General features: G+C 68.2%; 26 protein-coding genes. 11 read left to right on the forward strand and 15 right to left on the reverse strand.

Going from position 1 to position 26,315, the window contains the following annotated elements; translation table 11 throughout:
• Positions 1-25 precede the first annotated feature (25 nt).
• Positions 26-901: a rhomboid family intramembrane serine protease gene (locus OG589_RS35945; RefSeq protein ID WP_405142740.1), complete on the reverse strand. Its 876-nt coding sequence runs from the start codon at positions 899-901 to the stop codon at positions 26-28.
• Positions 902-1,084: 183 nt separating this feature from the next.
• Positions 1,085-1,618 (reverse strand): peptidylprolyl isomerase, encoded by a 534-nt coding sequence (locus OG589_RS35950; protein ID WP_405142741.1) that lies wholly within the window; start codon positions 1,616-1,618, stop codon positions 1,085-1,087.
• Between the two features lie 222 nt (positions 1,619-1,840).
• Between OG589_RS35950 and OG589_RS35955 the strand changes: the two genes are divergently transcribed.
• From OG589_RS35955 to OG589_RS35965, 3 genes are all read left to right on the forward strand, one after another.
• Positions 1,841-2,257, forward strand: a complete 417-nt coding sequence (locus OG589_RS35955; RefSeq protein WP_405142743.1) for a hypothetical protein — start codon at positions 1,841-1,843, stop codon at positions 2,255-2,257.
• Between the two features lie 112 nt (positions 2,258-2,369).
• Positions 2,370-3,443: a hypothetical protein gene (locus tag OG589_RS35960; protein WP_405142744.1), complete on the forward strand. Its 1,074-nt coding sequence runs from the start codon at positions 2,370-2,372 to the stop codon at positions 3,441-3,443.
• Between the two features lie 81 nt (positions 3,444-3,524).
• Complete coding sequence (locus OG589_RS35965; protein WP_405142746.1) at positions 3,525-4,838, forward strand: AI-2E family transporter; 1,314 nt, start codon at positions 3,525-3,527, stop codon at positions 4,836-4,838.
• 98 nt (positions 4,839-4,936) lie between these two features.
• Here OG589_RS35965 and OG589_RS35970 read toward each other — a convergent pair whose 3' ends face one another.
• The 5 genes from OG589_RS35970 to lpdA all read right to left on the reverse strand — a co-directional run bounded on the left by OG589_RS35970 (position 4,937) and on the right by lpdA (position 8,465).
• Positions 4,937-5,140 carry a DUF6203 family protein gene (locus tag OG589_RS35970; RefSeq protein ID WP_405142747.1) on the reverse strand — a complete coding sequence of 68 codons (204 nt, stop codon included), beginning with the start codon at positions 5,138-5,140 and terminating at the stop codon, positions 4,937-4,939.
• Positions 5,141-5,215: 75 nt separating this feature from the next.
• Positions 5,216-5,716, reverse strand: a complete 501-nt coding sequence (locus tag OG589_RS35975) for an RICIN domain-containing protein (protein ID WP_405142748.1) — start codon at positions 5,714-5,716, stop codon at positions 5,216-5,218.
• Positions 5,717-5,876: 160 nt separating this feature from the next.
• A complete protein-coding gene (locus OG589_RS35980) occupies positions 5,877-6,386 on the reverse strand; it encodes an RICIN domain-containing protein (RefSeq protein ID WP_405142749.1) in 510 nt (169 codons plus the stop codon).
• Positions 6,387-6,591: 205 nt separating this feature from the next.
• On the reverse strand, positions 6,592-6,966 hold the full coding sequence (locus OG589_RS35985) for a DUF2267 domain-containing protein (protein WP_405142751.1): 375 nt from the start codon (positions 6,964-6,966) through the stop codon (positions 6,592-6,594).
• A gap of 98 nt (positions 6,967-7,064) precedes the next feature.
• Positions 7,065-8,465, reverse strand: coding sequence for a dihydrolipoyl dehydrogenase (lpdA, locus tag OG589_RS35990; RefSeq protein WP_405142753.1), 1,401 nt, complete (start codon positions 8,463-8,465; stop codon positions 7,065-7,067).
• 489 nt (positions 8,466-8,954) lie between these two features.
• Here lpdA and OG589_RS35995 point away from each other — a divergent pair, with 489 nt between their 5' ends.
• Positions 8,955-9,377 (forward strand): hypothetical protein, encoded by a 423-nt coding sequence (locus tag OG589_RS35995; protein ID WP_405142755.1) that lies wholly within the window; start codon positions 8,955-8,957, stop codon positions 9,375-9,377.
• A 548-nt stretch (positions 9,378-9,925) separates the two neighbouring features.
• Positions 9,926-10,540 carry an ArsR/SmtB family transcription factor gene (locus OG589_RS36000; protein ID WP_405142757.1) on the forward strand — a complete coding sequence of 205 codons (615 nt, stop codon included), beginning with the start codon at positions 9,926-9,928 and terminating at the stop codon, positions 10,538-10,540.
• A gap of 30 nt (positions 10,541-10,570) precedes the next feature.
• On the opposite strand, the gene OG589_RS36005 is transcribed toward OG589_RS36000, so the two are convergent.
• The 4 genes from OG589_RS36005 to OG589_RS36020 form a co-directional block, all read right to left on the reverse strand.
• On the reverse strand, positions 10,571-10,735 hold the full coding sequence (locus OG589_RS36005) for a hypothetical protein (RefSeq protein WP_405142759.1): 165 nt from the start codon (positions 10,733-10,735) through the stop codon (positions 10,571-10,573).
• A gap of 254 nt (positions 10,736-10,989) precedes the next feature.
• The gene (locus OG589_RS36010; RefSeq protein WP_405142761.1) at positions 10,990-11,811 is read right to left on the reverse strand and encodes an NAD(P)H-binding protein; all 822 of its coding nucleotides are present in this window, start codon (positions 11,809-11,811) and stop codon (positions 10,990-10,992) included.
• 129 nt (positions 11,812-11,940) lie between these two features.
• On the reverse strand, positions 11,941-12,741 hold the full coding sequence (locus OG589_RS36015) for an aminoglycoside phosphotransferase family protein (RefSeq protein WP_405142762.1): 801 nt from the start codon (positions 12,739-12,741) through the stop codon (positions 11,941-11,943).
• Between the two features lie 513 nt (positions 12,742-13,254).
• Positions 13,255-14,784, reverse strand: a complete 1,530-nt coding sequence (locus OG589_RS36020) for an alpha-L-arabinofuranosidase B (RefSeq protein WP_405142763.1) — start codon at positions 14,782-14,784, stop codon at positions 13,255-13,257.
• 552 nt (positions 14,785-15,336) lie between these two features.
• On the opposite strand from OG589_RS36020, the gene OG589_RS36025 reads away from it, so the two are divergent.
• From OG589_RS36025 to OG589_RS36045, 5 genes are all read left to right on the forward strand, one after another.
• A complete protein-coding gene (locus OG589_RS36025) occupies positions 15,337-16,194 on the forward strand; it encodes an alpha/beta fold hydrolase (RefSeq protein WP_405142765.1) in 858 nt (285 codons plus the stop codon).
• A 107-nt stretch (positions 16,195-16,301) separates the two neighbouring features.
• Entirely contained in the window at positions 16,302-17,210 is a 909-nt protein-coding gene (locus tag OG589_RS36030) for a class I SAM-dependent methyltransferase (RefSeq protein WP_405142767.1), read from the forward strand.
• Between the two features lie 51 nt (positions 17,211-17,261).
• The gene (locus tag OG589_RS36035; RefSeq protein WP_405142769.1) at positions 17,262-18,752 is read left to right on the forward strand and encodes an MFS transporter; all 1,491 of its coding nucleotides are present in this window, start codon (positions 17,262-17,264) and stop codon (positions 18,750-18,752) included.
• 163 nt (positions 18,753-18,915) lie between these two features.
• On the forward strand, positions 18,916-19,257 hold the full coding sequence (locus tag OG589_RS36040; RefSeq protein WP_405142771.1) for a zinc-binding dehydrogenase: 342 nt from the start codon (positions 18,916-18,918) through the stop codon (positions 19,255-19,257).
• A gap of 16 nt (positions 19,258-19,273) precedes the next feature.
• Positions 19,274-19,762: a VOC family protein gene (locus OG589_RS36045; protein WP_405142772.1), complete on the forward strand. Its 489-nt coding sequence runs from the start codon at positions 19,274-19,276 to the stop codon at positions 19,760-19,762.
• Positions 19,763-19,827: 65 nt separating this feature from the next.
• On the opposite strand, the gene OG589_RS36050 is transcribed toward OG589_RS36045, so the two are convergent.
• Positions 19,828-20,094, reverse strand: coding sequence for a cellulose binding domain-containing protein (locus tag OG589_RS36050; RefSeq protein WP_405152197.1), 267 nt, complete (start codon positions 20,092-20,094; stop codon positions 19,828-19,830).
• A gap of 181 nt (positions 20,095-20,275) precedes the next feature.
• Here OG589_RS36050 and OG589_RS36055 point away from each other — a divergent pair, with 181 nt between their 5' ends.
• On the forward strand, positions 20,276-20,911 hold the full coding sequence (locus OG589_RS36055; RefSeq protein ID WP_405142773.1) for a hypothetical protein: 636 nt from the start codon (positions 20,276-20,278) through the stop codon (positions 20,909-20,911).
• Between the two features lie 567 nt (positions 20,912-21,478).
• Here OG589_RS36055 and OG589_RS36060 read toward each other — a convergent pair.
• The 3 genes from OG589_RS36060 to cphA form a co-directional block, all read right to left on the reverse strand.
• The gene (locus OG589_RS36060; protein ID WP_405142774.1) at positions 21,479-22,759 is read right to left on the reverse strand and encodes an amidohydrolase; all 1,281 of its coding nucleotides are present in this window, start codon (positions 22,757-22,759) and stop codon (positions 21,479-21,481) included.
• A gap of 44 nt (positions 22,760-22,803) precedes the next feature.
• The gene (locus OG589_RS36065; RefSeq protein ID WP_405142775.1) at positions 22,804-23,472 is read right to left on the reverse strand and encodes a trimeric intracellular cation channel family protein; all 669 of its coding nucleotides are present in this window, start codon (positions 23,470-23,472) and stop codon (positions 22,804-22,806) included.
• Positions 23,473-23,561: 89 nt separating this feature from the next.
• On the reverse strand, positions 23,562-26,291 hold the full coding sequence (cphA, locus tag OG589_RS36070) for a cyanophycin synthetase (RefSeq protein ID WP_405142776.1): 2,730 nt from the start codon (positions 26,289-26,291) through the stop codon (positions 23,562-23,564).
• Positions 26,292-26,315 lie beyond the last annotated feature (24 nt).

Below are 26,315 nucleotides of genomic sequence, written 5' to 3' on the forward strand. Positions count from 1 at the left end.
GGAAGCAGCTCCGCCACAGGGCCGTCTAGCCGCTCAACGGCATAAGGAACATCACGATCAGCACGTAGACGGCCAGCACCGCGAGAGCCGTACCGAGCTGGAAGGCCTTGCGGTTCTTGCCGGGCGCGTAGGCGAACAGGGCCGTCACCAGCGCGCCCGTGACCAGGCCGCCGAGGTGGCCCTGCCAGCTGATCCCCGGGATCACGAAGGTCAGCACCACGTTGATCCCGATCAGCCAGAGCACGCCGCGCACGTCGAAACCCAGGCGCCGGGCGACCACGAACATCGCGCCGAACAGGCCGTAGATCGCGCCCGAGGCCCCCACGGAGGCGGAGCCGGTGAGATAGACGGCCACCGAGCCGCCGAGCGCCGCCAGAAGGTACACGGCCCCGAACCTCAGCGAGCCGAGCATCCTTTCGAGCTGCGGGCCGATGACGTACAGCGCCCACATGTTGAACAGGATGTGCCAGTACGACGGCGGCGGCGCGTGCAGGAACGCCCCGGTGAGCAGGCGCCACCACTCGCCTGCGGCCACCCCGTACGCCGACATCTCGTAGCGGCCGACCAGTGACGCGTTGGCCACCTCGCCGAGGTAGGCGAGCACGTTGATCGCCATGAGGGTCCACGTCACCACGGGCGTGGTCACGGGCCTGCCCCCGAACGGCGCCTCGGCCTGGCGGATGGTCCTGCTGCCCTCGCGCACGCACTCGACGCACTGGTGGCCGACCGAGGCCGCCCGCATGCAGTCGGGGCAGATCGACCGGTCGCAGCGCTGGCAGCGCACGTAGGTCTCGCGGCCGGGATGCCGGTAGCACGTGGGAACGGCGCCCGCGAAAGGATCAGGCTGCGCCTGCCCCTGGGGCCGGTCCGACTGGTTCGGGTGATCTGGCTGAGTGGTCATCGCCTGTTCGAGGCCCCTTCGCCTGTGCGCTTATCCACAGACTGCCACCCTATTCACCGCTCCGGGTGCCCGGCGCCATCCGCGCCATGAGGAAATCGTCGCTTCAGGCGGCCCCGGGGCACCGGGGCCGCCTTCGGCGAGCCTTGGTGTGCGGGACCGGCGTCGCGCGGGCCCGCGTGCGGCTCAGGACTGCACGCGCTCGATGGTGACCTCCTGCAGGACGATCTCGGGGACCGGGCGCTCCTGCCGGGTCTGGGCCTTGGAGATCGCGTCGACGACGTCCGCCCCCTCGATCACCTCACCGAAGATGGTGTGCTTGCCGTTGAGGTGCGGCGTCGGGACGACCGTGATGAAGAACTGCGAGCCGTTCGTCCCGCGGCCGAAGCGCTTGCCGGCGTTGGCCATGCCGAGCAGGTAGGGCCGGTTGAACTGCAGGTCCGGGTGGATCTCGTCGTCGAAGTCGTACCCCGGACCGCCGATGCCCTGGCCGAGCGGGTCGCCGCCCTGGATCATGAAGTCCTGGATGACCCGGTGGAAGATCGTGCCGTCGTACAGCTTGGCGTTGGTCTTCTCCCCGGTCTCCGGGTGGGTCCATTCCCTGGTGCCTTCGGCGAGCTCGACGAAGTTGCGCACGGTCTTCGGCGCGTGGTCGGGGAAAAGACGGAGCTTGATGTCTCCGAGAGTGGTCCGCAGTTTCGCGATGAGATTCTCAGCCATGAGAGGACTGCCCCCTTCGATATTTTTGGGTCGGATTTGTGATGTTTTGATAGCTATGGCGCATTGGCCTACCTGGCATCCTCCCACGCCGCGTCAGGATTGAGCCGCTTTCGAGCGGGAAGGTGAGCGTGCAGGGCCCCGAGGACAGGGGAGGTAATCGTGTCCCTGACACTGAGAAGACGCCGTGTGAAGCTGGTCATACCCAGCACGCGGATGGGTCAAATGAAGACCCAGGCCATCCGGAAGGCAGAACAAGTCCGGCCGATGGCGAGCACCGCCCGTGAGGTCGCCGCACACCGGATCGAGGACGCTCGCGTCTGGGCCGCGCCCAAGCTCGACCGCGCGGCTCACTCGGTCGAGGAGCAGATCGCGCCGAAGGTCAGCGCGTTCCTCGTCCAGGCGGCGGAGAAGATCGATCCCGCACCGTCGGTCAAGCGACGCGGTCGCTGGTCGACCGTCGCGTTGCTGGCCGGGTTCGCCGCGTGCGCGGTGGGCATCGTGCTGTATCGCAACAACGCCCGCCAATGGGCCGACTCGATGAAGGACACCGCGGCCGACGCCAGCAGGTGGTCCGGCGACAGGGTGGAGGAAGCAAGCGAGGCCGGCAGAACGGACGAGACCTCGCGCCGGATGTACTGATCTGAAGATCGGCACGCGCCCCCCGGATCCTTCCGGGGGGCGCGTCCCGTTGTTGACGGTTGCCCAAGCGCTTGTTAGAACGTGTTCCACATCACCGAACCGTGGAGCACCGATGACGCTGTCGCCGCTCGATGACTATCCGGTCCACCAGGCCCCCGAGGTGATGCGTCACGTCACCACCTCAGACCGCAACTTCTACGACCGGTACTACTTCAACTGCCACGCCGGATCCGACGAGCTCATGCTGATCATCGGCCTGGGCCAGTACCCGAACCTGGGCGTGACCGACGCGTTCGCCTGCGTCCGGCACCGCGATCTCCACCGCGTCGTCCGCGCGTCCCGTGAGCTGGGAGCCGACCGCATGGACACCCGCGTCGGCCCCTTCCGGGTCGAGGTCGTCGAGGGGCTCAAACGCCTGCGGGTGGTACTCGACGACAACGAGCACGGCCTGTCGTTCGACCTCGCCTGGGAGGGCACGATCCCCGCGACGCTCGAACCCCGGCACTTCATCCGCTGGCAGGAGCGCGTCATCTTCGACTCGGTGCGGATGGCCCAGACGGGCCGGTGGACCGGGCACATCACGGTCGGGGACGAGCGCGTCGAGGTGACCCCCGACCGCTGGCAGGGCACCAGGGATCGATCCTGGGGCATCCGCCCCGTCGGCGAGCCGGAACCTCCCGGCATCCAGGCGCGGAACTCAGGGACCTTCTACTGGCTCTACGCGCCGATGCGGTTCGACGACCACGCCATCCTGTGCATCGTCCAGGAGGACGAGAAAGGCCGCCGGGTCCTGGAGGAGGCCGTGCGCGTCTGGCCCTCGGGCGAGGAGGAGTATCTGGGCAGGCCCGACTACCGTCCCGTGTACGTTCCCGGCACCCGGGAGGTCACCTCGGCCACGATCACCTTCTCTCCCCCGGGCGGCAAGCCGTTCGACCTGCTGTGCACGCCCCTGCTGCCCGTACACCTCATGGTGGGCACCGGGTACGGCCTGGAGCCCGGCTGGAAGCACGGCATGTACCAGGGGCCCGAGCCGGTCGTGCAGGGCGTCACCTACACCCTCCCGCAGGACGCGGCGAAGATGTGGGGAATGGTCGACGCCGTGGGCCGGTTCGAGTACGAGGGCAACGTCGGGTACGGCCTGTTCGAGTACTGGGCGCTCGGCCCGCATCCGTCCTTCCCCGCGTGACAGGTCGTTCACCGGATTTTTCACGACTTATCAGGACTGGTAACTACGACTAGGAAGCCTCCTGGTGGGCAGCGGGGACCCGTGTCAGAGACAGGCGGTTCCGAACGCGCGGAGATCTCCAGCGTGTTCCCCTCGTTCCCAGGCGGCGAAGACGGTGCCGCCGACCCGTCCGGCGACACGGGTCGCGAGACCGGTACGACGGCGGCGGGACCAGCGCCGTCCACCGGCGACCGCGCCGCCGGGACCCGGCTGGCCGAGCGCGAGGCGCCCGCCGACCAGGTCGACGCGGCACCGGACGACGAACTGCCGCCCGGGACGCGCAAGGTCGACCAGAAGGAGTACGAGCAGCCGTTCGGCCGCCCGGGACGCCCGCTGCGGAGCAACCCGTTCCTGTTCGGCCTGACCGCCGCGCTCGGCGTGCTCACCGCCTGGCTGCTGGTGCAGTCGATCGCCAGCGCCGGCTCCGCGCTCGTCCTGATCGTGGTCTCGCTGTTCCTGGCGATCGGCCTCAACCCCGCCGTCGAGGCGCTGCAACGCCGGAACCTCTCCCGCCGCCTGGCCATCACGATCGTGTTCGGGGCGGTCATCGCGTTCTTCGTGGGATTCGGGCTGGCGATCGTGCCGCCGCTCACCGAGCAGACCACGGGGTTCATCCAGCACGTTCCCGAGTACGTGCAGCAACTCCAGAACCACCCGCTCATCAAGTCGGTCGACCAGCGGTACCAGGTCCTGGAGAAGCTCCAGCAGTACGTCAGCAGCGGCAACCTCGCGAGCCAGATGTTCGGCGGCCTGCTCGGCGTGGCGAGCGTTGTGATCAGCGCGGTGTTCAGCGGCCTCACCATCTTGGTGCTGACGCTGTACTTCCTCGGCTCGCTGAACTCCATCATGGACACCGCCTACCGGCTCGTGCCGCGCTCGCGGCGCACCCGCGTCCAGCTCCTCGGTGACGAGATCATCAAGCAGATCGGCGGCTATGTCGCGGGCAACCTGATCATCTCTCTTATCGCGGGCGTCGTGACCTTCGTCTTCCTGGTCATCATGAAGGTGCCGTACGCGCTGGCGCTCGCCATCTTCGTGGCCATCACCGACCTCATCCCCATGGTCGGCGCCGTGGTCGGCGCCGTGGTGGTGTCCGGCGTGGGCTTCCTGACCTCGGTGCAGGTCGGCATCGCTTGCGTGATCTTCTTCATCGTGTACCAGCAGATCGAGAACTACGTGATCTCGCCCCCGGTGTTCAGGTCATCGGTCGCCGTCCCGCCCATCGCCACGATCGTCGGCGCGCTCCTCGGCGGGGCCCTGCTCGGCATCGTGGGCGCCCTGCTCGGCATCCCGCTGGCGGCGGCGGTCCTGCTCCTGGTCAGGGAGGTCGTCTTCCCCCGCCAGGAACGGATCTGAGCCCGGTCGGAGGGCCATGACAGAGCCCTCCGGACAGCGAAGAAACCCCCGGACGGCGATGGTTCAAGGGCATCCGGGGGCGCGGGCGTACAGGCGGCCTACTTGCGGGTGCGAGCCGAGGGCCCCTGCCACATATAGGGATTGCCGGACTTGCGGCCGTGCTCGCGCGACACGTCGTTCCGGTCGCCGGCCTGGTGGCCGCGCCGCTTGCGCATCACCAACCATCCGATGCCGAGGACGACGAGCCCGAAAGGCGTACGGGCCAGCCAGCGGGTCGCCACGAGTTGCAGGATTCTCTTCATGCCTCCTCCTCGTTCAGGTTCCGCGCCCCTCTACCCTCGCGACCGGCGAACATGCCGAGGTGGCCGCACCTCCGGTCAGAGCCTCCACCGCTGGTTGCTCCAGCGGTTGCAGTCCCACAGGTGCACGCGGGTGCCGTTGCTGCCGACGCCCTTCAGGTCGGCGTCCAGGCAGCGCCCGCTGGCCAGGTTGTAGATCGTGCGGCTCTTCCTGTCGTACACCCACTGCTGGTTCGGCCGTCCGTCGCACTCCCACAACTGGACGCGGGTGCCGTTCCTGTGCAGGTTGTCGCGGTCGGCGTCGAGGCAGCGGCCGTTGGACAGGCTGCGGATCGTGTGGGTGGCCGGATCGTAGGTCCACGACTGGTTGGCCCAGCCGTTGCAGTCCCACAGCTGGATGCGGGTGCCGTTGGTGCCGATGCGGCCGAGGTCGGCGTCCAGGCAGCGGCCGTCGGCCCGGCTGTGGATGGGCCCCGTCCCCGTGACGGCGGCCTGCGCGCCCGTCCCGCCGGTGACGGTGGCCGCGCAGCCGGCCGTGATCGCCAGCACCCGGACCGCCATGGTGAAGTTCCGCCGCATCGTGCCTGATCCTCTCTGCGCACGCCCGCCAACTACTCTGCGTAGTCGAACTTACACGTGCGGCAGCGGAGCCCCCCGGCTCGACACGACGAGGGAACCGCAGGCATCCGACCGGTCGCCGAGGGCCGCCACGGCGCTCAGGCCGCCCGGCGACGCCGTGTCAGACGCTCCACTTCTGGTTGGCCCAGCCGTTGCACTCCCACAGCTGCACCTTCGTGCCGTTGGTGCCGATGCCGCCGAGGTCGGCGTCCAGGCACCGCCCGTTGTACATGCTGTAGACGGTGTGGCTGATCGCGTCGTAGATCCACTTCTGGTTGCTCCAGCCGTTGCAGTCCCAGAGCTGCACCTTCGTGCCGTTGCCACCGATCGTGTTGAGGTCGGCGTCCAGGCACCGGTTGTTGTACTGGCTGTGGATCGTGTGCGTCTTCACGTCGTACGTCCACTTCTGGTTGTTCCAGCCGTTGCAGCTCCACAGCTGGACCTTGGTGCCGTTGCCCTGGATCGTGTTCAGGTCGGCGTCCAGGCAGCGCCAGTTGGAGTGGCTTTTGATCGGCCCGGGCCCGCCCGGGCCGCCGACCGCCGCGGACACGCCCGTGGAGCCGGCGACGATCGCCACGCCGCCGACCGCGACCGTGAGCGCCTGGGCCGTCCTGCTGAAGTTCCGTCGCATCGCGCCTGCGTCTCCTGTTTCGTACGCGAGTCATGCGGCGGCGAAGGGAGAACGGGGGAGAACGTACCGATCAAGGCGGAGAATGCACACCTCGTCCCTGCCTTCGCTCGCGCCCATCCCGAGGGCACGACCGCCAGCTACTCTGTGTAGCTGAACTTATACGCGAAGTCATGAGACGAGGCAGGGTGACACGACGGCGAGACGCTCAAGCCGTGCCTTCGGTAAGGCCCTGAAACTCCGCTGGGAGCTGGGAGACGACGTGGGAGAACACCTCGTCGCCGACCACCTCGCGCAAGGTGGTCATCGCCGCACGGATCCCCTGCGTGGTCTCCCGGTCGTTGAGGCCCGTACGCGAGCTCACCCGGTCGACGAAGTCCTTCACCCCGAACCGCTCCTGCTTGTCCCGCCGGGGCACCGACTCCTTGAGGGACTCCGGGAGGAACAACGCCAGGTGGCGGGCTTCACCGCTGCTGAGCCGGTGGGCCAGGGTCGAGAGCGTCGCGCGGGTGAGGTCGGCGGCTTCCTCCCGCGACAGACCCGCACGCTCCGCCACCTTCCGGGCGAACTCCCTTTGGTCCATATCGGTGCCCTTCCCGATGCCCCGACGGTGAACCGCCAGGTCAGATGTACTACACGACCTGACGGGCTGACGCGGCGGGGCGGGGGGCGGCGGAGACGTCACATGTTGATCATGTGACCCGCGAGGCCGTGGATCGCCTCCTTGACCGCCTCGCCGAGCGTCGGATGCGCGTGCACGTTGCGGGCCACCTCGTTGACCGTCAGGTCCCACTGCTGGGCGAGGGTCAGCTCGGGCAGCAGCTCGGTGACCTCCGGGCCGATGAGGTGGGCACCGAGCAGTTCGCCGTGCTCGGCGTCGCTGAGGATCTTGACGAAGCCGACGGTGTCTCCCAGGCCGTGCGCCTTGCCGTTCGCGGTGAAGGGGAACTTCGCCACCTTCACGTCGAAGCCCTGGTCACGCGCCTGGGCCTCGGTGTAGCCGAAGCTGGCGATCTGCGGCTGGCAGTAGGTCGCCCGCGGGATCATCACGTAGTCGAGCTCCATCGTCTCCTCGTCCGCGATCGTCTCCGAGGCGATGATCCCCATCGCCTCGGCCGCGTGGGCGAGCATGAGCTTGGCGGTGACGTCCCCGATGGCGAAGATGTGCGGCACGCTGGTGCGGCACCGTCCGTCGATGTCGATGGCGCCCCGGTCGGTCAGGCGCACGCCGGTGTTCCCCAGGCCGTAGCCCTCGACGCGCGGCTGGAAGCCGATGGCCTGCAGCACCTTGTCGGCTTCGAGCGTCCGCTGCTCTCCGCCCTTGGACACCGTCACGCGCACCTTGTCGCCCGACTCGTCGATGGACTCGACCCTGGTGGAGGTCAGCACCTCGATGCCGAGCTTCTTGTAGCGTCGCGCCAGCTCGGCGGAGACCTCCTCGTCCTCCAGGGGGACGACGCGGTCGAGGAACTCCACGATGGTCACCTGGACCCCGTAGTTGCGCAGCACGTACGCGAACTCGACGCCGATGGCGCCCGCGCCGGCGATGATGATGCTCTCGGGGAGCCGGTCGGTGAGGATCTGCTCCTCGTACGTCACGACGCGGTCGCTCACCGACGTGCCCGGCAGAAGCTTCGTCGTCGCGCCCGTCGCGATGACGCAGTGGTCGAACGTCACCGTCTCCCTGCCACCGTTGACGACGGCCACCTGCAGGGTGTTCGCGTCGGTGAAGGTGCCACGGCCGTTGTACTCGGTGATGCCGTTCTTCTTCATGAGGTAGTGGACGCCCTTGACCCGGCCGTCGGCGACCTTGCGGCTGCGCTTGTAGGCCTCGGCGTAGTCGAAGGTGACCTTGCCCTCCACCTGGATGCCGAACGTCTTGGCCTCCTGGGTGAACAGGTAGGCGAGCTCGGCGTTGCGCAGCAGTGCCTTGGAGGGGATGCATCCCACGTTGAGGCAGACACCGCCCCAGTAGCGTTCCTCGACGATCGCCGTGGTGAGCCCGAGTTGGGCGGCCCGGACGGCCGCGACATACCCACCGGGGCCGGCCCCGACCACCACGACGTCATAATGAGCAGTCATGCACCGGACCATATGGGGTGCGAGCGCGTGGCGCAGCACCGGGTCCGGGGGACACCGGCGATGCCGGACGCGGCCGCGGGACGACCGGCCGCTCATTTTCTCCCCTTAAAGCACCTGCAACCGTACGCAAGGGGCACAGGCCTGGAAACGGGCTTAATAGGATTAAAGCCCAGGTTCGCGAAATCGGTCCCGACTTGCTCCTTTCCCTTCAAAGCACTCGTTGTCGGGGCGTCTGACCTGCGGGAGCGCCCGGCTGGAGCGGCGTTTATAGCAAGATCAAGACGAGCATGTCGGGCGAAGTCGGGAAATATCGAACCGAAGACTACAAGAAGAGATTAAGCACATAGCAAAAGTAGAAGTTATTCGTTTGTCCGGCGTCCCCCTAGGAAAAAAGACAATCAGGCAGACTCACTGAGTCACTACAGCAATCACCGACAATCGCGGTGAAGCACCCATTAGCAACCCGAAGTCGTCCAAGGGGGATACGCAATGCCCAAGGTCAAAAAATTGGTGGGCACGCTCACGATCGGCGCCGCGCTCAGCGGGGGTGTGGTCGGCCTAGGCGTCGCGGCTACGACTACCAGCGCCAGCGCGGCGAGCACCCTGAGCATGTCGAAGACCGGCGACTATCGAGAATACGACTACCCCCGCCGTAACCGCAGCTGGAACCGGAACAACAGCCGCAGCTGGGCCCGCAACTGGAACCGGAACCCGGCCCGAAGCTGGGCCCGCCAACTTGCCCGTCACTGGAACCGCAGTCACAGCCGAAGCCACAGCTCCAACCGCCAGGCCCAATCCATCAACATCAGGCTGGTCTTCCCGAACCAGCTTGGCGCGCCGGTGACAGCGACGTCGACGTCGATGCCGTCGATGACGTTGGAACCGAAGACAACGATGTCACCGAAGAACTGACGACTGGAGTGCCCGTGTTCCCCGCGGACCGCGCCCCTTCTCGCCGAGGCCACGGTCATGCGGGGAACCGGGCCCCGGCAACCCGTATTTCATTCTTCGGGTGCGTACGACCCCGGGAAGGTGACGGCCCGCCATTCGACGCGACGGCCGGATCTCGCTGTTATCCAGGCCTTGCGCCCGGCGCGCGAGGGCTTCACTATGCCTTGTAAGAGTCTTCGGTACGGCCGCGCGGGCAGGCCTTTTCATCGGCCCGCGCGGGTCATTCCCCGGTCTTTGCACGGCCACACGCGTGGACCACGTCCAGGTCGGTAGTGGCACATTTAGACATAAGAGGGTGAATGTGCTCTTTCTGGGATTGGCCTCCCACAGCGGCCGCCGGCTCACCCCCTACCGGCGGGCCACCGCCGGCCGGATGTCCGCACGCCGGCACGGGGGAAGATCGCCACGGCGGTGAACCGTCCGCCCCCCGTGAATGCCCCCACAAGCTTTGCCATCCCGACAAATTGCGAAGTCTTGACAAATTATCCTGTCGTGGCGATGGTGGTGACATGCTGGATGTAGCGGTGATCGAGGATCCGGCCGCGGCCGAGGTCTCGCTGGATCCGATACGGGCCCGGCTGCTGGCTCACCTGTCCGAGCCCGCGTCGGCCACCACGCTGGCCGCCAAGGTCGGCCTGCCGCGCCAGAAGGTGAACTACCACCTAAAGGCCCTGGAGCGTCACGGCCTGGTCGAGCTGATAGAGGAGCGCCGCAAGGGCAACGTCACCGAGCGGATCATGCGCGCCACCGCCGCGTCGTACGTCATCTCGCCCGTCGCGCTGGCCGACGTGCAGCCCGACCCGTCCCGGTCGCCCGACCAGCTGTCGGCGCGCTGGCTGCTCGCGGTCGCGGCCCGGCTCGTACGCGACGTCGGCACGCTGATCACCGGGGCGGCCAAGGCCCGCAAGAAGGTGGCGACCTTCGCGATCGACGGCGAGATCCGGTTCGCCACCGCCGCCGACCGCGCCGCCTTCGCCGAGGAGCTGGCCGGCGCGGTGACCGCACTCGTCGGCAAATACCACGACGAGACGGCCGTAGGCGGGCGCGACCACCGCGTCATCGTCGCCGTCCACCCGAGCGTCAAGCCGGCCGAGCCTTCGAGAGACCCCCAAGAAGCTTCCTGATCCGGTCGGCACCCGTCACCACGGACCGGGTCAGCGGGCCAACGCCGCCTCGGGCGTGTCGAGGGTGTCGAGAGCGAGAAGCGCCGCAGCGAGCTCGCGGCGCTGCTCGGGGCTGAGGCGGGCCGAGAGAATGCCGCGCGGGATGAGAATGACATCGCCACCGAGGCACGGAAGGATGTCGAGCGGAAGGGACATGACCGTCATCATCCCAGGCCGAACCGACAATCTCGGGTTCTCCCAGGTCAACCACTCGATAGAACTCGAATGCGTTCCGCCACGCCGGCTCGTACGGGACGGGCCCGGTCGTCGGCTACCCGTGACCTGATCCCTGTTTCGCCAAGGCCGGCCCGGAGACTCTTTCCTGGCCGGCCTTTTCCGAGAGAGCGGTTACTCGGTGAGTAAACGAATCTGTCAGGGCTCAGCCCGGGGGACGAACGTCCGACGCCCGGTCAGGCGCGGAACGCGTCGGCGTGTTCGGCGGCCCACTGGGCGAACGTACGTGCCGGGCGTCCGGTGACCTTCTCGACGTTGGAGTTCACGATGTTGGGCTCCTCGGGCACGTTGCCGAAGACGTTGACGAGGAACTCGATGAGCTCCTCCGGCTGCCCCTCGGCGGCCATCTTCTCGCGTGCCTCCTGCTCCGTGAGCTCCACGAACCGGATCTGCCGGCCGATCGCCTCGCCGATGACGCGGACCTTGTCGGGAATGTTCAGCCTCTCGGGACCGGTGAGGCCGTACGCGCGGCCCGCGTGGCCGTCTTCCACCAGAGCCCTGGCGGCGACGGCCGCGATGTCGGCCTCGTGGACCATGGCGGTGGTGGCGCCGGCGAAGGGCTCCCGCACCACGCCTTCCGTGCGGATGCTCTCGGCCCACTGCAGGGCGTTGGCCATGAACTCCGTCGGCTGGAGGAACGTCCAGCTCAGGCTGCTCGCCTTCACGGCCGGCTCCAGCGTCCCCTCGTCCCAGCCACCGAGGACCGTGACCCTGCGCACGCCGGCCTTGACCGCCAGGTCGACGATCTCCTGGCCGTTCCGCAGCGACCCGTAGTCGTCTCCCCCGAAGGTGATCAGGTGAACCGCGGTGACGCCTACCAGCACGGGCACGAGGCTGTCGGTCACGGTGAGATCACCGGCCACCACCTCCACCCCGGCGGGGAAGCTCGCCCTCGCGGGGTCGCGGGTCAGGGCGCGCACCCGCTGACCGGCCTCGATGAGTTCGCCGACCACGTGCCGGCCGACGGTGCCGGTCGCTCCGGTCACAAGAATCGTCATTTGGGCTCCTCTGCTCGTTCGGGCTTCGAGCAAACGGTAGGGAGCATTGCGGACGGTTTCCGACCTGAATTACCCGGATCGGCCGGGGCCGCCGACGTCGAAGGCCGGCGACCCCGGCCTGCTCACCTCCTAGGCCTGTACTGCTCGTTCCAGCAGCGTGCGGTGACGGATCATCCAGCCGGCGGCCCGTGCCCGCCAGGCGAGCGCCCACAGAGGCGCGGGGTCGGTCGAGTCCGGAGTGATCCGGGCGTACGCCGCCTCCGCGGCACAGTCCCTGATCGCGAACTCGATCATCCGGCTGACCAGGCTTTCCCGATCGGCCGCGGGCAGCCCGTAGCCGTCGAGGAACAGCCCCAACCGCCTGGCGCGGGCGGCCGCGTCCGGCAGGTCGTGGCGTTCGGCCACGTCGTCGTCGTACAGGTAGGCGTGCCACCAGGAAGCGGCGGCCACCTCGTCGAGACGGTCGACCGGTCCCGCGAGGGTCCAGTCGATGAACGCCACGGGCCGCCCGTCACGGACAACGGTGTGCCAAGGCCCGGCGTCGCAGTGCCCGATCACCGAGCCGGGGCGGTCGTCGTGCATCCACCAGGGCTGCCACGTGGCGCCCGGCGGTGGCCGGAAGCCGGCGGTGGCGGTGTGCAGATCGCGGAGCAACGTGCCGACCTGCCAGACACCCTCCTCCGGCGAGGCGTGCGGATGGACGATGGTGCCTTCGATGAAGGTCAGGACCTCGTTGCCGTCGGCGTCGAGACCCTCGCCGACCACCCGGGGGGAGCCGGTGAACCCGGCTTCCTCCAGATGGCGCAGCAGTGCGTGGACGGTGCCCGTCCAGGGCCGGGCGGGACGCCTGACGGTCCGGCCTGACCGGACGACATGACTGGGTCCACCTTCGGCTGCGGTCAGCGGCTCGAAGGATGATGCGGAATCCACGAATTCTCCTCGTGTCAGCGTGGTAAACGGTGCCGCGGCGCCATAAGACGGGCGCGGGCGGCTCGCGGCGCGGAGGAATCCGCAGCCGGCGGGACCGCTACGAGGCGAGGAGTCGCGTATTTCGTGGCTACTGCCGATGAATCCGCCGGGATGGCGGCAGGAGGTCAGTTTCCGGCGAGCTCACGCGTCGTAGCGGTGACGTCCACCTCGCTGATGACCATGCAAGTCATGTCAGCCTCCTAGGATCGGCCGAACCAGGCTATAGCCCTGCGCCCGGCCCTGGCCATCCATTATCTGCCGGCTTCTTCTGGGCCGATGACCTGCGCATTCGTCTCCCCTGGCTCTTGACGAGATTTGCGCACGAGTGAGACCAGGAGAAGTACGGCGGCGAGGACGAGGAAGACCACATCCATGACCGAGTCTCCGAGTTCACCACCTCAGTCCACGTGAAACCGCCTGTAGGCGCCGTCCCCGGCAGGTGCCGGGGACGGCGGCGCGTTGCGGCGGTGGGGTCTACGGCGTCCAGGGAGAGCTGACGGCCCAGCTCACGTCGGCCGCCCATGAGGTGGACGAGTCGAACGCGTTCGAGCCGCCGTTGCTCGCGATGTACACCGTGTTGTTGTAGTGGCGGATGAACCTGGTCGGATAGTTGTACGACGCGAACGAGGTGCCCTGGCCGCTCCGGCCCGCCTGCGGGCAGAACGTCGCGTCGGCGCGGAACAGCGCGGTGCCGTCCATCGGCTGCCTGTAGAGCTGGAAGTTCGAATGCCGCAGGAAGTCGCCGGGGAAGTTCCTGGACTCGAACGACACACACGAGTTGTTCGCGAGGCCGCGGCGCACGATCCACGACGCGTCGTTCTTGTCGACCGCCGAACTGCTTGACGTGATCACGGACGTGACCGCGTTGTTGTTCTGGTGGCGGATGTAGTTTGTCGTACAGCACGCCGTCGTCGCGCGCAGCGAGATGGTGGAGCCCGGGTTCAAGGTGCCGCCCGCGACCGGGCTCGCCGCGCCGTAGCCCACGGAGACGACGTTGGCCTGCACCGAGTTGTCAGCCGCGTCCGTCGGCAGCCCCGCCGTCATCACGCCTTCGAAGAACGACCCGATGGACCCGTTGCTGTTGTCGCCACCGGTGCCGAGAACGATGGATCCCTCCTGGTGCATCGGGGAGTAGCCGCCGCGCGTGGGCTCCGGCCCCGAGTACCGGGTCGTCAGGCCGCCTGACTGCGCGTTGCCGTCCTTGAGCGCGAAGAAGTTCTGCCCGTTGTTCTTCAGCAGCGCCGTCACGAACGGAGCGCTGTTGCCCGTGTTCGACGAGTTCTGGCTGGGGCCGGCACTGGACTGGAAGAGGCCGTTCTCAAGGTCCGCCTGAACCCAAGGGCCGGCTCCGTAGCATGGCGCGAACCAGCATTCGGTGCCGAAGTTGATCGCGTCCATGTGGCCGTTTCCGGTGTCGGCGATCTGCACTTCGACGTTGCCGTAGTCGAAGCAGCACCTGTTGTTGACGTGCGTGCCCGACGTCACCATGTACATGCCTTCAGGCTGACCGTTCACGGCGACGCCCGACGCGGCCGTGTGCCGATAGCCCATGAGACCCGAGAACGACGCACCGTAAACCGTGTGACCGCCGGCGGTCACCGGCAGCGCATCGGCGGGCACGCCGGAATTCGCCGGCCCCGCCGTACCGGCCGGTTCGATGAACAGGTCGTTGTGGCGGGATGTCTGGTCGTAGATGATCGTGATGACGCACGACGTGTTCGCGCAGAACGAGTCCTGCGCGGCGGCGTTCGCGTAGCCTCCGGCCGCCAATAGGCCTATGTTCTGCGTGGCGCCGTCCGAGGCGCGCCGCACCTGGTAGAGATTGCCGCCGTAAGCGGCGAGAAGCGCTCGCGTGGTGCTGTGCGCGGCGACGCACGGCGTGTTGGCCGCACCGTAGATGTCGCACGGGAGTGGCCCCGCGGCCTGCGAGGTGCCGGGTAAGCCGACCAGGGTGCCGGCGATGAGCGCGACTGTCGCGCCCGCGAACAGTAGTGCCTTTCTCAAGCGCCGGAGTCGTGACCGAACGATCATTGTCAACATCTTCCGTTCCTGGGGAGATGGCGCGAATGCTGAGGGGCGCGGCTTGGATCGGGAATTCAGAGGCGCGAACAACCGTCGCGTGCGGTCGAGAACACGCAGCCGCCATGGCAACGACCTGGGTCGTCGCCGACGGCCGCTCCGGAGGCCCAAGGCGATGTTAGCGCTAACACAGCTCGCCGACCATTGAGCATCGTCTACTCCTCCGGATCTCGGCGATGGTAACGCCCGCCGCGAATCAGGTACAACCGCCATGTCGCCGAAGTGCCACCGAACTCTCGGGTACAGCACGTCTTCGCCCTGGTCCGGCCATGGCCGGCGAGCCGAAGCACCCGTACCAGTACCTGAAACTTTCACGACCAGCGCCGCCCGGTCGCAGAGAGGGTCGAGCCCACAGGAGGGCTGCCTGCCGGTGCACTGGACTGGCACCAGCATTGAGCGGGATCGCGAAATGCCTTCCGTCAAGAGAAAAGACCCGCGAAAATGAGAAGCCGCGACGACGGGCGAGGGAGACGGACTATGGGCGGCAAGAATGCTAAGCCGCAATGGCGGACGGGGCAGGTCGCCAGCGGCGACGGTACCAATATCAGTTTCCTGAGCGCCGGGGATGGTCCAGGGCTCGTTGTCATCCCGGGAAACAACCGCCGAGCCCATCATTACGAGGCGATGACCGGGCACCTTTCCCGTGAATTCACCGTGCATGTGATCGACCGTCGTGGTCGTGGGGCCAGTGGCCCTCAGGGGAGCGACTACTCCGTGGAACGCGAGGTGGACGACGCGATCGCGGTGATAGAGCAGACCAGGTCAGAACGGGTGTTCGGGCACAGCTACGGAGGGCTGGTCGCCTTGCGTCTAGGGTTGCGTCATCGCGTCGCTGCACTGGCCGTGTATGAGCCGGCGGTGAGCATCCGCGGCTCGTTCGACGGCAGTTGGGTGCCGACGTTCACCCGCCTGCTGAATGACGGGAAACCGCTCGCGGCGATGACCACGTTCATGAAGCACAGCAGACTGGTCCCGATCGGGAATGCGCCGGTGATCGTATTCCGTGGGCTGGCCTTCATGTTGCTGCACGGTTCCGACGGCGCCGAGACCCGCGCCATGATGCACACCACTCCTGCCGAGCTCCAAGAGTCCATCCGGTCGGATTCCGACGGGGCCCACTACTCGCAACTCAGTTCGCCGACACTGTTGCTCGGCGGCAGCAGGTCCCCCTCGTACCTCACCGAGGTGCTCCCCCAGCTCGCGGACATCATCCCCAACGCGCGCCACGAGATCATCGATGGGTTGGACCACAACGCTCCGGACCTGAACGCACCCGGTGTCGTGGCCGAACGGATCACGACGTTCCTGGCCGACACGGTGCCTGCGGGGGAGTAAGGCGATGAGAACGTGATGCCGTCGAACCTCCCGCGAAGGCCTGGTCGATCAACACCGACCTTGATTAACGCGTCGCGGTTCATCGAAGCCGTGGTTACGTTGTCGGGATGACATATCGGCATCCGCTTGCCTACCTCCTGGGCTACGAGGGCCTCGCGCTGCATCGCGCGTATGCCGGGGAGTTCGACGCCGCGTTCGCCGAGACCCGGCTCGCCGAGGTACGCGAGATGATCGCCGCGTGGGATCGCGGGGAGCTGGGCGCCGGAGACGAGGTCGGTGAGATCGACACGGTGACGGGCTATCGGTCCTGGTCGAGAACTTACGACGAGCCAGGGAACCCGCTCATCGCCGTGGAGGAGCCGGTGGTTCGCCAGATCCTGGCCGGGCTGCCGACCGGGCGTGCGCTCGACGCCGCCTGCGGCACGGGTCGCTACGCGGAGATGCTCGCGAAGGCCGGCCACAAGGTCATCGGCGTTGACAGCTCGCCCGACATGCTCGCGATCGCACGCTCCAAGGTCTCAGCGGCAACCTTCCAACTCGGCGAACTGAGTCGGTTGCCCGTCGCGGATGCCTCCATCGACCTGGTGGTGTGCGGGCTCGCGCTCGCACATGTGGCGGCCCTGGAACCAGTGTTCGCCGAGTTCGCGCGAGTACTGCGCCCTGGTGGACGCTTGGTCACCTCCGACATCCACTGGCAGTCGCTCTACCTCGGCGGCATCGCCTCCGCCGTCGATGACAACGGTGTCGAAAGCCGGATGCCGGCCGGCCGGTTCCGGCCCAGCGACTACATCGCCGCGGCGCTGCCCGAGGCTCTACAGGTGCGCGGGTGTCACGAGCCGCTCTGGCCGCCAAGCCCGTACGCGGGCGGGCCGTTCGTTCGCGCGTGGGCGGCCGGCGCGGCCGATGCGGCGTACGAGAACACTCCGGCCGCCGTCATCTGGCATCTCGAGAAGGACGCACGCCCCTCCGGGGAGCACGGCAAGATGCAAAATAGATCCACAAGGGATCGTCTGTAACAGAACTATCTGCTACGGTCGCTTCTGTTCCTCTTCGAACAGGAGACGGCCATGCCGCACACCCCACCTTCCCCCCAACCGGCCCGCACCGGCACGTCCCGGTCGCGTTGGCTGGCGCTCACCGTGCTTTCCGCCGCGATGCTGATGACGATCCTGGACGGCAGCATCGTGACCGTGGCCATGCCGGCCATCCAGCGAGATCTGGGCTTCTCGCCCGCCGGGCTCAGCTGGACCGTCAACGCGTACCTCATCGCCTTCGGCGGGCTACTACTCCTGGCCGGCCGACTCGGCGACCTCATCGGACGTAAAGCCATGTTCCTGGCGGGGAACGCGGTTTTCACCGCCGCTTCGCTGCTGGCCGGAGTGGCCACCGGGCCCGGCATGCTGATCGCCGCCCGGTTCCTGCAGGGCATCGGCAGCGCCATGGCCTCCGCGGTCGTGCTGGGCATCCTGGTGACGTTGTTCACCGAGGCCAAGGAGCGCGCGAAGGCGATCGGCGTCTTCAGCTTCACCGGCGCCGCCGGCGCCTCGATCGGCCAGGTTCTGGGCGGAGTCCTCACCGATGCGCTCAGCTGGCACTGGATCTTCTTCGTCAACCTTCCCATCGGGCTCGCCACGATCGCGCTGGCGATCAGGGCACTGCCGGGCGAGCGCGGGGCCGGTCTCGCCGCCGGGGCCGACGTCATCGGCGCCGTGTTGGTGACCAGCGGACTGATGCTGGGCATCTACACCGTGGTCAAGATCGAGCAGTACGGCTGGCTCACGGCACACACCCTCGGCCTCGGCGCGGTTTCGCTCGCTCTGCTCACCGCGTTCGTCGTCCGTCAGGCGACCGCCAGGACCCCACTGATGCCACTGCGGATCCTCCGCTCGCGCAACGTCTCGGGCGCCAACCTCGTCCAGATGCTGGCGCTGTCGGCCATGTTCGCCTTCCAGATCATCGTCGCGCTCTACATGCAAAAGGTCCTCGGCTACGGCGCGCTCGACACCGGCCTGGCGATGCTTCCCGCGGCAGTGGCCATCGGCGGCGTGTCCCTGTTCGTCTCCGCCCGGCTCAACACCCGCTTCGGCGAACGCGCCGTACTACTGGCGGGCCTGGCGCTCCTGCTCGGGGCGATGGGCTGGCTCACCCGCGTCCCGGTGAACGCGAACTACGTCACCGACCTGCTTCCGGTGATGCTGCTCATCGCGGGTGGCGGGTTGGTGCTCCCGGCGCTGACCACGCTCGGTATGTCCGGCGCCAAGGCCGACGACGCGGGCCTCGCGTCCGGACTGTTCAACACCACCCAGCAGGTCGGCATGGCCGTCGGCGTCGCAGTGCTGTCCACGCTGGCCGCCTCGCGTACCGAAGGGCTGCTGTCCGCCGGCAAGGGCGAGGTGGCCGCGCTTACGGGCGGCTACCACCTGGCCTTCGGCGTCGCCGCCGCTCTGCTTGTGGCCGCCTTCACCGTCGCCCTCATCGTGCTACGGCAGCCCAAACCGAACACCACTGTCCAGGTCGCGCCCCCTGCCGAGGCGGCGGTCCAGCCTGAGGTCGCCTGATCACCACCACCACCGGCCCGACTACACGCAGCGCTGAGAGGATATTGATTCAGATTGACCGAGCCCACCACCACGAACGAGAACGAACCCGGCTCCGGCCCCAGCCGCGTTCGGCGGCAACTCGGTCAGCGGCCCGCGCGACCTCCACGATGTGCTTCCGGTTGTGCTCGGCATCCGTCCGAGGTTTCGGATCGACCTCGCGCTCGATGTCGCCGGCGCCGGCTCGCTTCCCGAACTCATCGCGATCACCGGCACGGCAGCGTCGGTCGTCACGATCGCGGACTTCACCGGCCCGCGACTCGGGGTCCGCCTCTCGCTCGGCGATCTCGGCGGCCAGCCGAATGGACGCCACGGTCTCGCCGTGGCGGCCGCGCTCTTCGAAGAAGGACGGTTCCGCATTCCGTTGCAGGAGGTGTTCCCCATGGCACAGGCGGCGCGAGCTCACGCGTTCGCCGCACGAGGACCACGGCAGGGCAAGATCGTCCTGCCCGTTCCGTTCCCCTAGAGACAGGAGCCTTCTTATGACCCCCACAGAGGGCAGGCCATCACCCGTTCGCCAGCTTCGCCTGGTCATTGAGGCCGAGGACTATGAGGCCGCGCTCTCGTTCTACCGGGACGTGCTCGGACTCCCCGAACAGGCGGCGTACTCCAATGGGGAAGATGCCCGGGTCGCGATCCTGGACGCGGGCCGAGCGACCCTGGAGATCGTGAACGCGGCGCAGAAGGAGTTCATCGACGAGGTGGAGGTGGGCCGTCAAGTGGCGCCCAAGATTCGAGTCGCGTTCGAGGTCGATGACGCTCAGGCCGCCACGGACGAACTGGTGTCAGGTGGCGCCACGCAGGTCGCTCCACCCACCCTCACCCCATGGCGGTCCATTAACGCACGGCTCGACGCGCCGGCCGGGCTGCATATCACGGTGTTCCAGGAGACCCTCCGCTCCTCGCCCGCATCAACGTCTACTTCGCACGGTGGATCCGCAAGCGGTACAAGCGGCCGCGCTGCTGGGTGACGGGAGACCGTTACGCCCAGATCCGCGAGAGCCGGGAGGGGTGGCCCCCCTCCCGGCTACTCGACCTAAGGGTTGGTGCAGGTGACCGAGGCCGGAACCGCATTGGCACTGCCGTTCCAGCTACCGAGAAAGCCGAACGTGGTAGTGCCGTTCGCGGGCACGGACCCGTTGTAGGAGACGTTCTTCACTGTGACGTTGGAACCGTTCGTGGTCGCGGTGCCGTTCCAGATCTGTGTAATCGTCTGGCCGTTGGCGAAGGCCCACCGGACGGTCCATCCGTTGATCGGCGAGTTGCCGGCGCGTACCGTCACCTCAGCCTGGAAGCCTGGGATGGTCCTGTGTCAGCGGGGAGGCGGGTTGAGCCCAGCAACGCCCACCTCACAGCAGGTGCGTACCGTCATGGCACCTTGAGTTCAGGCTGGCGCACTCCACCTGTGAGCGGTCCGTCGCCCGGAAACCGGGGCGAACTTCTCGAGAAGATCCCGCATCTCAACAGTTGTGATCAAACATGCGATGGCAACGGCACTGGTGATCGGATCGGTACTGGGCGGAACCGGCGTGGCCCACGCGGGCGCGACCGAGATCCCCAAGGGGTTCCTGCTGACCGAGGCGAAGGCGAGGAAAGGGGTCGATCCGGACTTCAAGGACGAGGAGTGGTGGACGGTCAGCGACAACCCGTCCCGCCGGCTCGAACTCAACCCTTGCCGCACCAAGGGAAAGCCCCGCGACGGCCGGGTCGCCATGCGTACCATCACGCACGGGACCAGCGCTCCCTCCTTCAGCAGCGAACAGCTCGTGCTGTATAGGAACACCAAGTCGGCCAAGGCGGCCTTCGTCAAGCTGCAGGCTGACCTGAAGCGCTGCCCGCGTGCCACGTACTGGTACTTCGGCAAACCGTTGTCGGTCGGGGACCAGGCCATGTCCGTCGCAGGCTACTCCTACAAGAAACGGAAGATCGACAGGTCGATCTCCCCTGTGATGTGGGCGGTGGCGCGGCGGGGAAGCGCCTTGTTCCTCTACACCGACTTCGACGACCACGCCAACCGCCATGGCGTTGCCCTGAACGAGCGAGGACGGAGGAAGGTGCTCACCGACCAGGCGAAGAGCATGGCGAAGAAGGTGTGCGATCTGCCGGTTGGGTGCGGGTAAATCGCCCGCTCTGGGAAGAAGCCCAACCACCTGCAGCGACCAGCCGCCGCATGGTGATCGTAAGAGCTGCCGGGAACGGACATAGGTTGTCAGTTGGAAACATTGGGCTGGCGTGAGTGACCGTGGTGCCCCTCGTCGCTCTGTCTAATTAGACGACGGTCGAGGAGGAAACCCGATCAGGGTTGGGGGTCACTTCCGGGCCCCGAGTATCCCTGCCAGGGGTGCCACTCCGGTTGGTGATTGCGATTGCGATCCCGCCGAGCATCATGCCGATGCCTGAGATAACAAGCAAAGCGGGTCTACTCATGTCGGCCAACGCATAATGCATGGGGTAGAAGGCTCCTTCATCGGAGTACCAGACAGGCGGTCTGTAAACCATGGCCATGGCTACGCCCATGAGCATGAGCAAGGTCCCCGTACCGACAAACAGGCCAACGAGCAGGTTACGTCGCATAGCGCCGCATCCTAGGTGATCGTTTCGCTGCTCATTGCCTGGCCCGTGCCGTGAGCTCGCCGTTCATCGTGTGGCTGACGCTTCATGAGATGCCGGACACGGCACCGGTTGCCTTACGGACTTGCGTGGTCCGGCTTCGCGAGCCGGGTCAGTGCGGCTGCAACCAGGGCCTGCACGCCGGTATCCAGGGTAGGTTGGAGGACTGGTGCGAAGCGGGCGCTGTGATTGACCGGGATGTCCTGGGCGACTGTGCCGCGTTGCTGAGCGGTCTGATAGGTATCGGGATCGATGCCGCCGATGGCCCAATAGGTGTACGGGCTGCCAAAGGCATCCGGGAGCCGGCTGAAGTCCTCGCTGGCGCTCTGCAGCTCGCTGGTTCCCGCCCGGTCCCCGAAGGTAGTGGCGAAGGCGGCGGAGACCTCGCGGGTCACCGCTTCGTCGTTGACGGTCGGCGGGAAGCGGGCGCCTTCGTCGAAACGCGGCTCACGGATCGCCCCGGAGGCGTCGCACTCGGCTTCGACGATTCGCCGCACGGCGGCCAGGACGGCCCGGCGGGTGTCCTCGTCGTATGTGCGCACGTTGACCAGCAGCTCGGCCGACTCCGGGATCACATTGCCGCTTGTGCCCGCCTGGATGGCGCCCACCGTGAGGACGGCGGGCTGGTTGGCGGCCAGCTCACGGGAGACGATCGTTTGGAGACGGACGACGATCATCGAGGCCATGACCACGGGGTCGATAGCGGCCTGCGGTGCGGAGCCGTGGGCGCCCCTACCGTATACAGTGATCTTCGCATTGTCCGCTGCGGAGAGGAAGGAACCAGCGCGCGTGCCCACCTGCCCGGCGGGATAGGGCAGCACGTGCTGGGCGAATGCGACATCCGGGCGGGGAACGTGGTCAGTGAGCCCGTCGGCGAGCATCCGGTCGGCGCCGTCCCCGAGCTCCTCTGCGGGCTGGAACAAGGTGACGAGCGTGCCCTGCCAGGGCTTGCGGGCGGCCGCCATCAGCCGGGCCGCCCCCAGCAGACAGGTGACGTGCACGTCATGACCGCAGGCGTGCGCCACGGGCACCTGTCGACCGGAGGCATCCGTAGCGGTGACCGTGCTGGCGTATGGCAGACCGGTCTCCTCGCGGACCGGCAGGGCATCCATGTCGGCACGCAGCAGCACCGTCGGCCCGTCACCGTTGGCCAGCACGCCGACCACGCCAGTGCCGCCGACACCCTCGTGCACCAGGTAGTTCCAGCTCTTCAGGCGCTCCGCCACCCGAGCCGCGGTCCGGTGCTCCTGGTGACTCAACTCGGGGTGGGCATGCAGGTCCTTGTAGAAGTCCTCCAGATCGGACCGGATGCCGCCAAGCCCGGCCACGACAGCATCCGCGGAATCCCTGAGAGCCATGGCTGTGGACTCCTCTCTACGGGTGATCGGATTGCGCGTCCATGTCAGCGACGCCGACGGCGCAAAGCCCGCGGACGCCAGTCGCGGCTGCCCGGCAGCCTCCAGCCCCGGCTGAGCGCGGCCAGCCGCAGCGAGATGCCGACCACCACACCGGCCACGATGCCGACGGTGGGTGCGCCGAGCCGACTGCAGACCACCATCACCGCGCTGACCACGACCGCAACGGTTGCGTACAAGGGTGTGCCGCCGAAGATGCCGGGAGTGCGCCCCAGCATCAGATCCCGGACGGCACCGCCGCCAACCGCCGTAATCGTGCCCAGCAGCACGGCCGGCAGCCAGCCCAGACCGACGGAGAGGGTCTTCTGCGCCCCAGCAACCGCCCAGACGCTGAGCGCGGAGGCATCGAGCAGGTTGAAGACCCGACTAGAGGTCTGGCGGCTCAGGTCGGCCACGAAAGCCAGCATGACTCCGCCGGTGGCGGCGGCGAGATAGGTGTAGTCGGTCAGGGCAACGGGGGTGCCGTGCTGCAACAAGGTGTCGCGGACGATCCCGCCGCCCAGGCCGGAGACGATGCCGATGACCAGGAAGCCGAACAGGTCCAGACCCCGGTCCCGCGCCAGCACCCCGCCGAGCGTGCCGTTGGCAAAGACCCCGATCAAGTCCAGAACCCGAGTCACCTCGGTCACGTGCCCCGGCGACAACCAGCTGGCCACGGACCAGCACCTCCTTCTTCCACCATCGAACCAGCCAGAGTGGCCACCTGCCTGCCGAGGCTGACGCACCTCGGACGGCGCGCCTCCGCTCAGCGAGGTTGAGCCCGGGCCGATGCCGCGGTTGCAGACGGGACCGCGTCGGCGGGTGCGGGCGGGACTGCGCCGGCGGGCCAGGGGCGGGCGTTCAGGGCCTCGAGGGCCTGGCGGGCCATGGCTAGCTTCTCGTAGAGGAACAGGACCGGGTGACCGGCGGCCATCGTGACCGCGATGCGCAGGGCGGCCTGTGGTCCTTCGGCGGTGGCGAGGCCGATGCCGGGCCGGGCCCGGCGCATGGCCGCGGTGATCAGGCCGGTCATCTCACCGGGCTGGCGGCCGCGCTTGTCGGCGTCCTCGTAGACGACGACCCGGCCGAACCACGCGGCGACGGCCTCGGCCGAGCGGCCCACCAGGTCGTCGCGGCGGTCGCCGGGCAGCGTGATCGCGGCCACGGGCTCGCCGCCCCAGACATCGCTGATCATGCGGCCGGTCACGTCGAGCGCGGCGGCGTTGTGGCCGTAGTCCACGATCACCGGGCCGCCGCCGGCCAGGTAGACGTGGCCGCGCCCCGGGTTCGACTCGCCCGGCGTGAACGTGCCCAGCGCGCGCCGGATGTCCTTGGCGCCGACCCCGAGCCCGCGGCAGGCCGCCACCGCGGCCAGCGCGTTCGCGATCACGTGCGGGGCGAGCCCGCCGAACGCGCCGGGCAGCTCGACCACGCTGAGCAGCGCCCGCTCCCGGTTCGCATCGAACTCGACCAGCGCACCGTTACGAAGCTCGTAGGCCAGGCCGCCCGACTGCCGGTGCCGTTCGATGACCGGGTTGCCGTTCACCAGGCTGAAATACCTGATCACGGGCGCGTGCCTGCGCACCCGCGGCCGGTCGGCGAGCGCGGCGACCACCGGGTCGTCGGCGTTCAGCACCACGGTCCCGCCCTCGCGAACCTCCTCGGCGACCAGCGCCTTTACCCCGACCAGCTCGTCGAGATCGTCCACGCCGTCCGCGCCCAGGTGGTCGGCGGTGATGTTGGTGACCACGGCCACGTCGGCCTGGTCGTAGCCGAGCCCGCCGCGGATGATCCCGCCGCGCGCCGTCTCCAGCACCGCGGCCTCGATGCTGGTGTCGTCGAGCACCATGCCCGCGGACCGCGGGCCCGAGGCGTCGGCGTCGTAGACCAGCCGGCCGCCGGAGTAGACCCCGTCCGTGGTGGACATCCCCACCCGCATCCCGGCCTTGCTCAGGATGTGGCCGATCATGCGGACCGTCGTGGTCTTCCCGTTGGTCCCGGTGACCGCGACGACCGGGACCCGAGACGGGGCGCCGGGCGGGTACAGGCTGTCGATCACCGCGCCGGCCACGTCCCGCGGCGTGCCCTCGGCCGGGGACAGGTGCATCCGCAGCCCCGGGCACGCGTTGATCTCGATCACGGCCCCGGGCTCAGCCCCGCCGTGACCGGCCCCGCCGCACCGCATCGGTGCCGCGATGTCGGCCAGCCGCACGTCGATGCCGCAGACGTCCAGGCCGACCACGGCCGCGGCCCGGCGGCACATGTCGGCCACGTCCTCGTGCACCAGGTCGGTCACGTCGCGGCTGGTTCCGCCGGTGGACAGGTTCGCGTTCCGGCGCAGGGTCACGAGCTGGCCGCGGGCCGGGACCGACGCCGGGCCCAGGCCCTGGGCCTCCAGGTGCGCGAGCGCGCGCTCGTCCAGCTTGATCTTGGTCAGCTCTCGGGAGTGGCCCTCGCCCCGGCGCGGGTCGGCATTCACCATGTCGACGAGTTGGGCGATGTCGGAGGCGCCATCGCCGGTCACCGAGGCCGGCCGCAGCTCGGCCGCGGCCACCACCTGGCCGTCGACCACCAGCACCCGGTAGTCGGTGCCGGGCACGAACTTCTCCACGATCGCGCCCTCGCCGCCGGCCGCCGCCTGGGCGTAGGCCGCGGCCGCGGCCGCGGCGGTGGTCACGCCGACGGTCACGTTGGCACCGTGGTTGCCGTGGAGCGGCTTGATCACGACCGGCCCGCCGAGCCGGCCCAGCGCCCCGGCGGCGTCGGCCGCGCTCCAGGCCACCACCCCCTCGGGCACCGGGATGCCCGCGCCGGTCAGCAGCTGCTTGGCCAGCATCTTGTCGGCCGCGATGTCCACGCCGATCACCGACGTCTGCTCGGTCAGCGCGGCGCACACCAGCCGGCGATAGCGCCCGTAGCCGAGCCGCAGCATGCTCAGCTGGCCGACCCGGCGGACCGGTATCCCCCGGCGGCGGGCCGCGCCCGCGAGCGCGGCCGTGCTCACGCCGAGGCGCTCCCGCTCCACGACCCGAGCGATCCTGGCCAGTTCGAGCGGCAGGTCGGGGATGCGTTCAAGAAGAATGTGCTTGATCGTGGTGATGGCCAGTTCCAGCAGCTCGGCCGGCACCGAGGACTGCGCGGGCTCGTCCTGCGGGCACTCGGTCATCACGTCGTAGCGGCCGTCGGCGCCGGCCCACATGGTCCGGCCCAGGTGCACGTCGCGGCCCACCAGGCTGGACAGCTCCAGCGCCACGTGCTCGGTGACGTGGCCGAAGTAGGTGCCCCGGGCCATCGCCTCCAGGAACCCGCCCGGACGCCCGGCCGCGCAGTGGTGCTCGGCCAGCCCGGGCAGGGCCGCGGTCAGCCGGCCGGCGAAGCCCGGGTATTCGGTGGTCTCCCGGCCGGTCAGCTCCTCGAGCTCGAGCCGCGCGACCGTGACCGGCCGGGTGCTGAATGAGTTAGGTCCGCTCAGGTGACGCAGGTCGTCGAGGCGCACGGGACGCTCCCTAAGGGTTGGGCG

Source organism: Sphaerisporangium sp. NBC_01403 (assembly GCF_045040145.1).
Taxonomy (GTDB): Bacteria; Actinomycetota; Actinomycetes; order Streptosporangiales; family Streptosporangiaceae; genus Sphaerisporangium; species Sphaerisporangium viridialbum.